A 10,979-nucleotide genomic window follows, 5' to 3' on the forward strand; every position below is an offset into this window, starting at 1 on the left:
TTTGCTAGTTCCTTTTCGATCTCTGACCAACTTGTTTTAACCAACAAACAGGGTGTCTTCAGGGTCTGTTGGTTAATCCTTGTTGGTTCTTGTGAAGACCGTTAGGTCCAGTTCACGAGTCTCGCAGAGTTCCCGTTGAATATCCGTACTACCCCAGCCTAGCGGCGACAGTACACTTTCAACGGCTCGAACGAGTTTCGTCTCATAGTTGGATCGTACGCCTGAAGTTCTTCGTGGGCCAATGCAATCCGCTCTCTCAAGTCCTTCTCGTTGTCAACGACCACATATTCGATGTCTTGTTCTGGATGGACAGTGAGATCCTGATCGCGAGCTCGTTTGAGCGCCGCCACGTTTTGCGTCTTCTGTGTGTGGCCTTTTCGGTGTCAGCGGATCTCCTGCTTCAGTCCCGGACTTCTAGGAATCTCCGCAGGCCCCGCCCCGTGAGAAGCACTTCGTAACCGGCCTACCTCAACGTTATGCGAACGTTGGATAGCTCCGTCCGTTCTGCTGGACATAGGCCTCCTCAACGATGTCGTCGATCTCCGTCTTGGTGAGGACGTCCCGCATTGCGGTCTGCTGGAACAGCCGGCGAACCTGGCTAAGCCGATAGTCGGAGTAGAAGCTCAGGTCGAAGATCAGGGCGCGGGCTGCATCCTCACGCGTCTCGTACGAGCGCGTCGACGACTCCCAGTCACCCTTCACGATCGGCATGATCCGGGCGCTGTTCGCGGCCGTCTGGAGCATCGTCCAGATCTGGTTGTCACTGAGTGGTTGTTCGAACCGGGGCGTCGGATCGTTCGTCTGTGCATCGGTTGTGTCCGTCGATCGGATGTCGCGTTTCGAGCTCATAGTTGGTGGCCGCGCGCCCCGTCGCAACCTCGCGACGGGCGCGCTCCACCTCCGGTGAGGCGCGCCCCCGCGCCGGCCCGCCTCGCGATGGCCCAATCACCCAGGGAAATTCAACGATGGACATGCATGTCTCGATTCAACGGTGGAAGTTCAGGCATCGTTCAGAAAGGGACAGGTCACAGTGAGTCGCTTTGGACCAGTTCCGATTGAAAAGAGAGGGAAGGTCAGGAAGTCTGAGGTAGGACGTATAGAACTCTATACGTAGTGGCTCAGTTTAGCGAAGGGAAGTCAGTACACTCCAGACGTAGGAAGGGTCTGATTCAGCGTTAGAGATGGGGATTCGGATGGCGTGAAACCGACGCGAGGCGGGCCGCCGCGAGCTGCTTGTGATTTCACGGAGAATCAAACGATAGCGTATTGGTGGGGGTGATAATACTTTCGCCACTACTCGAGTTCAGGTAGCCGCACGTGGGCGGTATGCGGAGCGTCAGCCAGTCCGTTGGCACCCCACGTGTATGGCTGGGAGTCATCACGGGAGACATACCCTTCCGACCGGAGTCGCTTCAGCCAGTCCCGGGTTTGCTTCTCACCGATAGAGACTCCCTCTCGATTCGCGATCTCGGCGGCTGTCCCTGGGCCCTCGTCCAGGAGCGCGCGAATCACACCACGTTGCCCCTCGGAGCGTTCTTCGATCGTGACAGCCTCTGGTCCGACCGTGACCATCTCGGATAACCACTCAGGGAGTATCCCTGTGTGGATGTAGACCGTCGCAGCCGTCGTTCGGCCGAACCGGAGGACAGCTTGGGCAATCTTGTGTTCGCGATAGTGTCGGAGGAACGGCCGTTCAGGAATCCCGTAGTCGAGGTCTGTTCCCTTCCCCTCGTCACCTCTCACCGCCGTGAAGCCTTCCAGTGCGGCCGTAATCTGAAGCGGACGGTCTCCCGGATGGGGGGAACCGAGTACGACCCCCACCTCCGTCCCTGTGAAGTCGTTGCTACTCCGGAGCGCGCCGTAGTGTTTGACGTCCGCAATTTGGTCAGTCACTCGTTCGATGTCGATAAATGGCTCACTGGATGGCTCTTCGAAGAGACGCTCAGCTGCACTCTTGGTCGTGATGACGCCTGGTGTTGTATCGTGGCGATTTGCGACCGCCTCGATCACCCCGAAGTCGCCCCGTCGATTGACGTATTCACCACTGCTGTATGGCTTGACGTGCGAGGTCGTTTGTACGAACTCGTAGCCGATGACGTCACGGAGATACCGGGCCCGACAGTCATCGCAGAGGATCCGCCAACTCACTATCTCGTCGACGCCAAGCCGTCCGCGCCAGAGTTCTTCGACCGGCGTTCCGTCGAGTCCAACTACTGCGCGGGCAGCATCAAGAGTCGGCGGCCGTCGGATGACGACCCGTGATTCGGCGTGATCGTAGACAACCTGTGACCCGTCTGGAAGCTCGACATAATCAAGTCCTGCTTCCTCCCGAAGCTGATCGTCCCAGTCATACTCCGTCGGTGCGGTATCACCAATAATCGGTCCGCCGAGTTCGAGCATAGCGAGCACTGCAGTCGGGGCCTCGGCATGGCCGTCATCATCGTCGACTGCCTCCGTTGGACGGGCAATAGAGGTGTTGTCTGAGAGTTCGTCACGAATCGCATCTCGTATTGCCTCCATCCCCTCATTTGTTGCAGCCCCAATCAACCCAAAGTGGTCGTCTATCGGCAAGTCTTCGTTCTTGCTGAGAAAGGTTGAAATCGCTGTTGAGAGTTGATTTGCGTCAAATTCCGTTCGATAGGCGGTTCCTGGGTCTTCGTCGAAGATGACGACGCGGTCGTCTACGACGCGGTCAAGGGCGGCGTGGGCTGGCCCGCCGACGATGACGTCCGCTTCTTCGACCGCGTCCCAGCGTGCGAGGTATGGACAGTCACCATCTTGCATACAGGGCAGCACATCCTGCAAATAGTGGTGAAGATACGTCGGTGAGGCGCCCCGCAACCGATAGTCGTTGATTCGCTCGGCCCAATCGGATCCGTACTCTCCTCGGCGGGTTGGACAGTCCCGGTCGAGCGTTGGAACTTCAACTACCGTTTTCTGATGCTCGGCAGCGAGGCCGAGGTGTTGGTCCCGCGTCTCATACCGGTGCGTGAGGATTGCGGCCGAGACATCTAGGTCGAACGCGATCTCTTTTGCGTGTCGCGTTTTTCCGATCGTGGGGAGGCCGTCGATGATTACTGGTGGTGCCTGCTCGTCGTCGAGCTGTGTCTCGATTGCCTCTTGAATCCCATCTCGGCACGCATCCCAGACGGTTGCTTGAGTGAACTCGCCCTGTTGGGAAGCTGCGTGAGCACCCCGGCAGCAGTCATCATGATCAGCACCAGCCATCTATCTGATTATGGGGTGGTGACGAGTTAATCGTCTCGATTGATCGACTGGTTAGAAACTGATCACTCCTTCGAGGGTGGAGCATGTACGTACAGCGTTAGAGTGTTTGATTCAGGACGTTCGCCGTACGTTATCCCTCGATACAAGTGCGTGCATAGGCAAGGATTCTCGCTGGGCACACCCCTAACTATCGAGTTCCTCCCCGGCAATCTCGAGGAGCTTCTGAAGTCGCTCGTTGAAGTCGTCCTCGAACTCCGTGTGGAGAGATTCGTCGTACATCCGTAGAGTCCGAGAAAGGCCAATAGCGGCCAGCCAGTCGCGGAACTGGTTGCTACTCATGTCTTCAACTGGCGTGTCCAAGGCTGTAGAGCTGGAACCAGCCGCCCAGAGTTGGAGCAGATCTAACTCCTTCACCATCGCCAGACGGGCTAAATCTGCGAAAGCAGCACTCACTTCTCGCGACAATTGGGTATACGATACTGAGTCTCTGTCCAGCTCTTGCTCTCCGTTCAGTAGGTTGTTGACGTACGAGAGTGAGCGCAACGAGAGGAAGCCTTCACGATCGACGGCCATCGGAGGCTCGTTTTCTGACTCTGCAATATCTGTATGTGTTTAGCCCGGGCTGATTTCGGTACTCTCTCGTAGGAAGCGTTCAACGGACGCGATATGAACAGGCAGCAGACCTCGGATACGATTCTCAGGGATGGGCTCCGCACCGGAGCCCATCCCGTTACTTCTGCTGTCACTACTGGTTGGTGGAGTCTGTGAACGCAGACGATTTCACCAAAGAAGAGCTCCTTTCTCGGCTTCTCCAACTTGAGCAACGAGTCGAAGAACTCGAACGGGAGAACAAGCGAAAGGACAAGAAAATCGATCAGAAGGACGAGCGGATAGAAGAACTCGAAACACGCCTTCGCAAATACGAAAATCCGCATACACCGCCCAGTAAGCGACGGTCGGGGACTGACGAGTCCCCGACCTCGCAGGACGACGAAGACGAGAATGTTCGAACCGATGGCGGTACTCCCGGACGGAAGGACGGTCACGACCCTGAGTGGCGTGCAACAGCAGATCCCGACAAAGAGATCGATGTCACCTGTGACTGTTGTCCCGAGTGTGGCGAACACTTCGACGAGTCGGTGGGCGTCAGCCCCCGACTCGTCGAGGAGGTTCCCGATCCACAGCCACCAGAAATCACCCGGTACAACCGTCACTACTACCAGTGCAGCTCTTGTGGAACAGAAACCGTTGCTACACACCCCGACTGCCCCGATGAGGGGCAGTTCGGGGTGAACGTCATCTCTCAAGCAGCACTTTCTCGGTACGATCACCGCCTCCCCTACCGGAAAATCGCTGACCGGTTCGAGCAACTGCATGGATTAGAACTCTCGGGCGCGTCCGCGTGGCACGCGACCGAGCGCGCTGCGCGCGCCGGTCGCTGCGAATACGAACAGATTCGAAGACAGATTCAGCAAGCAGAGATCGTTCACGTTGACGAAACCGGTATCAAACGCGAGGGTGAGCAGGCGTGGATTTGGACGTTTCGGACGAGCGAGCACACGCTATACGCCGTAAGGGAGAGTCGTGGAAGTGATGTTCCCGCGGAAGTCCTCGGCGAGGACTTCCCGGGAACGGTCATCTGCGATGGGTGGACGGCGTATCCAGCGTTCAGCAGTAACCTTCAGCGGTGCTGGGCACATCTTCTCCGAGAAGCTGAAGACGCTGCTAGTGACCACGAGGAGGCAGAACCCGTTTACCGGTATCTCAAGCAGATGTTCGTCGGTCTCCAGTCGTGGCTGGAGACCGACCCGAGTCTTCGTGAGAGAGCACAGATGCACCGCTCATGCCAGAACGGGCTTAGATCGCTCGTGGGGCGGTCAGTAACCGACGAACCAGTGGCAACACTACTCGGGAAAATCGAAGGAGGGATCGACCACTGGCTCACCTTCGTCGGTGAGCCAGCGGTCTCCCCGACGAACAACGCAGCTGAGAACGCACTTCGTGAACCAGTCGTTCTCCGGAAAATCATCGGGACACTCCGTAACGATCGAGGTATGTTCGTTCACGAGACGATCTTGTCCCTGCTGGCGACATGGCGCCAGCAGGGACGCAATCCCTACGAAGAACTTCGCCGAGTCGTCAACAACAATGAGATGATATCACGGGCTCACACTGAACCGGCTGTTGAGACTTCGGGGTAAACACGTACCATTCTCTAATACCACTGAAACAGATCGCCTCCTCTACCGCAAGATGTTTCAGCTCAGCGCAAGCGGAAATGCAATTGAAGAAACAGAAGGGGTTGAAACTGTAGGAGGGGAAAGCCTAGGTGTAAGCTTCCTCGAGGAGCCAGCAACTACCGTACGATTGCTAAGCGAAGGGGGTCCCCTTCCTGCTAATGAAACAGCATCAGATAGTGCATTCTTTGAGGCAAAATCTAATTTTGATCCTCAATCTACTCATGTACTTCTTGATTGGACCGAGAGATTAGAGATGGCTTCATCATTGACTGATCCAGTACTCGAAACTGCGACTATCCTTTGAATGAACTCACGAGGCGTCATATGAATAGTTTAGAACAGATCGCGGATGTCAGGAACACTGGACAAGTCATCTACTAATGAGCGTTTTCCATTCCCACTTCCAACTGTGAGTTCTGGCTGAAGGTCAGACAGTAGCAAATAGAACTGATCACCGTCTCGTGCGAGTTGGACGTTATCACTTTCACGCAACTCACTTATTGATACACGGATCGATTTCCCTGCAATTCGAACACTAACGTCTCCCTGATCAACGTCTACCTCCGTTCCATCGGCATCATCCAACGTAATTGGGCCCCCATCAGTGAAGTCCTCATACGTGGGATAAGCAGCCGAGGTTTCATTTTCGCTGGCACGTTGCTTGATTGCAGACTCAACTAGTTCGTCCGGATGCGGAGCTGCTTTGAGATTCAGGAACCCGTACCAATACTTGGCGTAGTGTTGTGCCCCTCCCTCCTGATACAGCTGTGCACTATTTTCGTCGATTACCTCCTCGTATTTGTCGTACTTAGGATAGACGACGCTTTTGTCCGTCTCTTCTTGGATAACGCGCTCGTTTTCGGTGAATACTGCTTCTGTGTCTTCGTGGTCGAGGTCGATTTCGTGAGCGCCTTCTAAGTAGGGGGTTTTTAGAATCGCGGCGAAGGTTTCGTCGTACTCGCTAAATTGAGTATAGATGAGAAGGTCCGATACAGAGCGTGCTTCATTAAGATAAAGCTGGGAAAGAGACTCTCCAACACTTTCGATGTCACTCCCATCTCGAACTCTTTCGAGTAATTCTACAGTTGTACGGTCCTCATCCTCAAGGTTTACCGATGCACTACGAGCAGCATCCGTGAAGATGTGGTTGCGAGCATTCTTCGTGTCGTCACTATTGTAACGTCGCCCGAGTGTGTCCCGCAGCATGCTTGCGACAATTCGCTCGGCTTCTGCACCAGCGTCGGTAACTAGATCGTCCTCATCAAGCGTGCCAACAAGATCTGGGGACGGATTTTCGATTTCCTCACCCATTTCGCAACTGAATACGGCAACAGACTCAACATCCACCATATTTTGTAATTCAATAATAGCCGTGGTCAAATGCCTATCGGAAAAGATGACATATTATGACCTCAATCTAAATTCCTCTAAGACATTCGTATCGCGGTATACAGTTTATTCCCATGACTCATTTTATCGCGCAATTTGTCGTGGGTTTAGCAGACTGAATTGGTCTGCCCAACCCACAAACTGATAAGGAATCCGATTGAAACGCTGAACGACTCGAATATGCCACTCTTAGAATCGCTATACTGGGCCGCGACTAGGTTTCTAACCGAATTCTGCACCAATCCAATTTCGGACGGTCAAGTCCCTCAGAGATCGCTACAATGAGTCGATCGGATGCCGAGCAGGATGGTAAGACCGACGCTGAGCGGGTACCATCATTCGATGGTGTCCGATGGACCTCGTACTCGCTTGAGGACTTCAAGGACCTGTACTGGGACGAGATTGCCCCCTGCCTCGAAGCAGAGGGTATCGATCCGAGAAGCGAGAAGCCGACCTACCAGTGGTTTCGGGATCACGATGCGCGGTCATTCCTCGCGGCTCTTCGTCGCCATCACGATCGCTCATTCGGGGAGTTCTGGAACGAGGACCTCGATCTCGGTGATGATGAAGAGGGCTACACATGGGCAACAACGGATGATGCAACAATCGACGCCCTTGAACAGTTCCTCAACCGGCGGAAATCACGATACAGCCTTGCGACGTCGTCCGTCGACGCGCTCCGTACGCGATTGAACCTCTACGTCCGTGCTTATCGAGAGGCTAACGGGACAGATGACCTCCTTACACCGATTCAACGAGATCAAGAGAATCCAGACTACGAAGCCGTTGACGCGTGCTATGCAGCATTCGACTGGTTGAATGAGGGAACTAAACGCGAATACAGCGCCCAGACTCTCCAGCGTGTGCGGCGCGTCGTCGACGCTTGGTATCAGCATCTGGTCGGTCGACGGGTCGCCTCGATGAACCCTGCGAGCGGCCTCTACGACGAATTCAAGTGGGAAGTCGAAGATTCACCCACTCCTTCGCTTTCAGCGAATCAGATTCGGAAACTGATGCAGGCGTCGGAGACAACGCGAGAACAACTGCTCGTGGTGGCGTTGGCTGGCTGGGGACTTCGTGCGAGTGAGGTTGCCGCACTCCATGTATCGCAGTTCCACCGTGACGTTCCCGAAGACGACATCCCCTTCATCACGTTCGAGAGCCGCAAGAACGGGCCCGGTGAGGTGTCTCTCCTGTACGGAATGGACGTGCTCGACTCTCGAATCGACGAGCTAACCGAAGACGATACATGGACTGGATACCTGTTCCCCTCCTCTCAGGGAGAAACGCCGTACGTGACCCGAGATACAATCCGGAATTGGTTCCAAAATCTTGCCTTGAAAGCAGATCTCCCCGAGCGAATCGAGGGTGAACGACCAAGTCCACAGCTCTGTCGTCGATTCTGGTACGATACCTATACAGCAGTCCTTGAGGGCGTTCTCGAAGGTGTCGACGAAATCGCTGCAGAGCAAGGCAGTAGCGATCCTCAGGTAGTGATGCAAAATTACCTGTCTGACTCGCGTTCTCGTCGAGTTCGACGAGAGTTCATGCGAGACCAACTTAACGCAGCCTTCGGAGAGAGAACGTAACATCAACCCATCTGTCAACCCATTCCAGATGTCTGTTCTCGGTGGTGATTAAATCAATGAGTCACAGAGTCGCAGATTCAATGAAGTATTGACTTCTGGAAGTTATGAGTCAAAGAATCCATGATCCATAGTGTCATTTGCCACCATGGAGAGAGTCGATTCATCGACTCATAGAATCATTGAGTCACTGAATCAGTGAGTACATGAATCATTGAATAGAGGACTCAGAAACACCAGACCCACATCACGAAATTATTGAGTCAATGAATCAGTGAAATCCTGACGTTGTGAATCAATGAATCTGTGAGTCAATGATTCAAAGACAGTTCTCGAAAAAGAGAGAATCATAACCTTCATCCCCTCAAACGCCGATATACGACGGAATCGTATTGAGAGAGATACAACTGAGTGTCTGACATGGATTTATGAGTCATTGATTCAATGATCGAACTATGACCGAATCACCTCGTGGATGGGGCGTCACACCATCGACTGGCATCCCTACGATCGCCTTCGGCAACCAGAAAGGCGGGACGGGAAAGACAACCGCGACGATCAACAGTGCCGCGGCACTGGCCACTCGCAACCACGATGTTCTTGCAATCGATATGGACCCACAAGCCGACATGACGAAAGGGCTTGGACTGGGTCCGGGCGACGACAACGATCCGTCAAGCCCGAAGAACGACCTCCCCAACACACTAGTCACCGATGACGAGAATCTGCTCGACGTACTCGTCGACAATCCGCGTACGCACGATACTAGTCTTTCAGAGATCGTGATCGAAGCCGACGAGTACGACCATCTGAACTTCGACCTGATTCCCAGTCACAAGGACATGGGCCTTGCTCGAGATTGGATGGACGATGCGAATGCTCGTCTCTCGCTGAAATTCGCCCTTGAAGAGATGGTTGACGACGGATACAACTACGATTTTATCGTAGTCGATTGCCCTCCCGACCTCTCAGTCCTGACGGACGCGGCCTTCATCGCGGCTCAGAACGTCTTCCTGGCTGCACAGACCCAAGCAACATCACGGGATGCACTTGACGACCTGTGGGACCAGCTGGAGTCCATCGAGGACAACCAGCAGATCGAGATCGCAATCGTTGGACTCCTGGCGAACATGTACCGGGACGACGGTCAGTCAGAAAAATTCCTCAACGCATTCGACGAGTCCTTCGCGTCGATGGCGCCGATTTTCAAACTCCCGATGCGGGTTGCGATCCAGCGTGCGTGGGACAACGGACGAGATATTTTCGAATGGGAGGACGCGAACGACCAGCAAGTAGAGCGCGATATCTTCTTCGAGGTTGCAGAAACGATGGAACGGGCGTTCGACAAAACGCAGGTGGAGGTGTAAGTATGCCTCGAGGAATGGATGAGCGATTCGAGGATCCTTCAGACGAAGGGGAAGAGGACGCGGTCACAGACGAGGAGACCACAGAGACGTCGGAGGAATCGGAAGAACAAGGTCGTAAAACTGCGGCAGCGACCGAGGATCGATCAGATCAACAGAGAACCGCATCCACGACCGATACTGATTCGTCGACCAGTGAGGCAGGAGAGACAGATGACGAACCGCTGAACATCCGCGAAGATTGGGATTCAGCCACGATATACGTTGAACCGGAGCAAAGCGAGGACATCGAGATCACGTTCACTCGCCTGAAAAAGCAGCTCAAACGCGAGGACATCACGCTGGAGAAAAACAAGCACTTCTACCGCGGTGTTTTCGAGGTAGCGTTCGGCGAGCACCAGGAAGAAACGAAGGAGAAGATTCGCGAACTCGCCAAGGAAGACGTCGATCAGTGAATCAGTGATTCATTGAATCTGGAATGATATGAGGGTGGCCCGGCATCGAACGAGGATCTCAGAATCGGCCCTCTCCTGTTCTTTTGAAGGCCAAAATAAATCGTCATTCACTATACTATCGAGTCGTTGGTGGAAAAGGTCAGACCGACCCCCTATCGATGATCCGTCCTGAAAAGAGACCCTTAGCAAAGTCTGTGTAGCCGCAAGTTGCAGTAGTCTGTATGCCCTACTGCCCGAATTGCGGAGACCAAGTCAAAGACATTCATCACTACTGTGGGTCATGTGGTCAGGCGCTTTCAGATATTGGTACGTGTTTACCCCGAAGTCTCAACAGCCGGTTCAGTGTGAGCCCGTGATATCATCTCATTGTTGTTGACGACTCGGCGAAGTTCTTCGTAGGGATTGCGTCCCTGCTGGCGCCATGTCGCCAGCAGGGACAAGATCGTCTCGTGAACGAACATACCTCGATCGTTACGGAGTGTCCCGATGATTTTCCGGAGAACGACTGGTTCACGAAGTGCGTTCTCAGCTGCGTTGTTCGTCGGGGAGACCGCTGGCTCACCGACGAAGGTGAGCCAGTGGTCGATCCCTCCTTCGATTTTCCCGAGTAGTGTTGCCACTGGTTCGTCGGTTACTGACCGCCCCCACGAGCGATCTAAGCCCGTTCTGGCATGAGCGGTGCATCTGTGCTCTCTCACGAAGACTCGGGGTCGGTCT

The 10,979-nt window shown here is 54.3% G+C and carries 11 protein-coding genes and 1 pseudogene; 6 read left to right on the forward strand and 6 right to left on the reverse strand.

Going from position 1 to position 10,979, the window contains the following annotated elements:
- Positions 1–72: 72 nt before the first annotated feature.
- From CHINAEXTREME_RS22380 to CHINAEXTREME_RS21180, 4 genes and pseudogenes are all read right to left on the reverse strand, one after another.
- Positions 73–377, reverse strand: a pseudogene (locus tag CHINAEXTREME_RS22380) (type B DNA-directed DNA polymerase); the annotation flags it as partial.
- A gap of 97 nt (positions 378–474) precedes the next feature.
- Positions 475–849: a hypothetical protein gene (locus tag CHINAEXTREME_RS21170; RefSeq protein WP_007143116.1), complete on the reverse strand. Its 375-nt coding sequence runs from the start codon at positions 847–849 to the stop codon at positions 475–477.
- A 444-nt stretch (positions 850–1,293) separates the two neighbouring features.
- On the reverse strand, positions 1,294–3,228 hold the full coding sequence (locus CHINAEXTREME_RS21175) for a hypothetical protein (RefSeq protein WP_007143117.1): 1,935 nt from the start codon (positions 3,226–3,228) through the stop codon (positions 1,294–1,296).
- Positions 3,229–3,411: 183 nt separating this feature from the next.
- Positions 3,412–3,801, reverse strand: a complete 390-nt coding sequence (locus CHINAEXTREME_RS21180) for a hypothetical protein (protein ID WP_007143118.1) — start codon at positions 3,799–3,801, stop codon at positions 3,412–3,414.
- Positions 3,802–3,992: 191 nt separating this feature from the next.
- On the opposite strand from CHINAEXTREME_RS21180, the gene tnpC reads away from it, so the two are divergent.
- Complete coding sequence (gene tnpC / locus CHINAEXTREME_RS21185) at positions 3,993–5,429, forward strand: IS66 family transposase (RefSeq protein WP_029601814.1); 1,437 nt, start codon at positions 3,993–3,995, stop codon at positions 5,427–5,429.
- A gap of 52 nt (positions 5,430–5,481) precedes the next feature.
- On the forward strand, positions 5,482–5,772 hold the full coding sequence (locus CHINAEXTREME_RS21670) for a hypothetical protein (RefSeq protein ID WP_152423908.1): 291 nt from the start codon (positions 5,482–5,484) through the stop codon (positions 5,770–5,772).
- Positions 5,773–5,801: 29 nt separating this feature from the next.
- On the opposite strand, the gene CHINAEXTREME_RS22055 is transcribed toward CHINAEXTREME_RS21670, so the two are convergent.
- The gene (locus tag CHINAEXTREME_RS22055) at positions 5,802–6,818 is read right to left on the reverse strand and encodes a hypothetical protein (RefSeq protein WP_193790386.1); all 1,017 of its coding nucleotides are present in this window, start codon (positions 6,816–6,818) and stop codon (positions 5,802–5,804) included.
- Between the two features lie 320 nt (positions 6,819–7,138).
- On the opposite strand from CHINAEXTREME_RS22055, the gene CHINAEXTREME_RS21195 reads away from it, so the two are divergent.
- From CHINAEXTREME_RS21195 to CHINAEXTREME_RS22580, 4 genes are all read left to right on the forward strand, one after another.
- Entirely contained in the window at positions 7,139–8,446 is a 1,308-nt protein-coding gene (locus CHINAEXTREME_RS21195) for a tyrosine-type recombinase/integrase (protein ID WP_007143121.1), read from the forward strand.
- Between the two features lie 452 nt (positions 8,447–8,898).
- Positions 8,899–9,810 carry a ParA family protein gene (locus CHINAEXTREME_RS21200; protein WP_007143120.1) on the forward strand — a complete coding sequence of 304 codons (912 nt, stop codon included), beginning with the start codon at positions 8,899–8,901 and terminating at the stop codon, positions 9,808–9,810.
- Between the two features lie 14 nt (positions 9,811–9,824).
- A complete protein-coding gene (locus CHINAEXTREME_RS21205; RefSeq protein ID WP_007143119.1) occupies positions 9,825–10,262 on the forward strand; it encodes a hypothetical protein in 438 nt (145 codons plus the stop codon).
- 221 nt (positions 10,263–10,483) lie between these two features.
- Positions 10,484–10,618 (forward strand): zinc-ribbon domain-containing protein, encoded by a 135-nt coding sequence (locus CHINAEXTREME_RS22580; RefSeq protein ID WP_152423907.1) that lies wholly within the window; start codon positions 10,484–10,486, stop codon positions 10,616–10,618.
- Here CHINAEXTREME_RS22580 and CHINAEXTREME_RS22585 read toward each other — a convergent pair.
- Entirely contained in the window at positions 10,577–10,882 is a 306-nt protein-coding gene (locus CHINAEXTREME_RS22585) for an IS66 family transposase (RefSeq protein WP_394329788.1), read from the reverse strand. The two genes, CHINAEXTREME_RS22580 and CHINAEXTREME_RS22585, sit on opposite strands and share 42 nt — an antisense overlap.
- Between the last annotated feature and the right edge of the window lie 97 nt (positions 10,883–10,979).

The organism is Halobiforma lacisalsi AJ5 (assembly GCF_000226975.2).
In the GTDB taxonomy this organism is placed as follows: Archaea; Halobacteriota; Halobacteria; order Halobacteriales; family Natrialbaceae; genus Natronobacterium; species Natronobacterium lacisalsi.

What these genes read in the sequence shown, in the direction of transcription:
- CHINAEXTREME_RS21195 (WP_007143121.1), top strand. Translation starts at nt 7,139, where the DNA reads ATGAGTCGATCGGATGCCGAGCAGGATGGTAAGACCGACGCTGAGCGG.
- CHINAEXTREME_RS21200 (WP_007143120.1), top strand. Translation starts at nt 8,899, where the DNA reads ATGACCGAATCACCTCGTGGATGGGGCGTCACACCATCGACTGGCATC.
- CHINAEXTREME_RS21175 (WP_007143117.1), bottom strand. Translation starts at nt 3,228, where the DNA reads ATGGCTGGTGCTGATCATGATGACTGCTGCCGGGGTGCTCACGCAGCT.
- CHINAEXTREME_RS21170 (WP_007143116.1), bottom strand. Translation starts at nt 849, where the DNA reads ATGAGCTCGAAACGCGACATCCGATCGACGGACACAACCGATGCACAG.
- CHINAEXTREME_RS22580 (WP_152423907.1), top strand. Translation starts at nt 10,484, where the DNA reads ATGCCCTACTGCCCGAATTGCGGAGACCAAGTCAAAGACATTCATCAC.
- CHINAEXTREME_RS21670 (WP_152423908.1), top strand. Translation starts at nt 5,482, where the DNA reads ATGTTTCAGCTCAGCGCAAGCGGAAATGCAATTGAAGAAACAGAAGGG.
- CHINAEXTREME_RS22055 (WP_193790386.1), bottom strand. Translation starts at nt 6,818, where the DNA reads ATGGTGGATGTTGAGTCTGTTGCCGTATTCAGTTGCGAAATGGGTGAG.
- CHINAEXTREME_RS21180 (WP_007143118.1), bottom strand. Translation starts at nt 3,801, where the DNA reads ATGGCCGTCGATCGTGAAGGCTTCCTCTCGTTGCGCTCACTCTCGTAC.
- CHINAEXTREME_RS21205 (WP_007143119.1), top strand. Translation starts at nt 9,825, where the DNA reads ATGGATGAGCGATTCGAGGATCCTTCAGACGAAGGGGAAGAGGACGCG.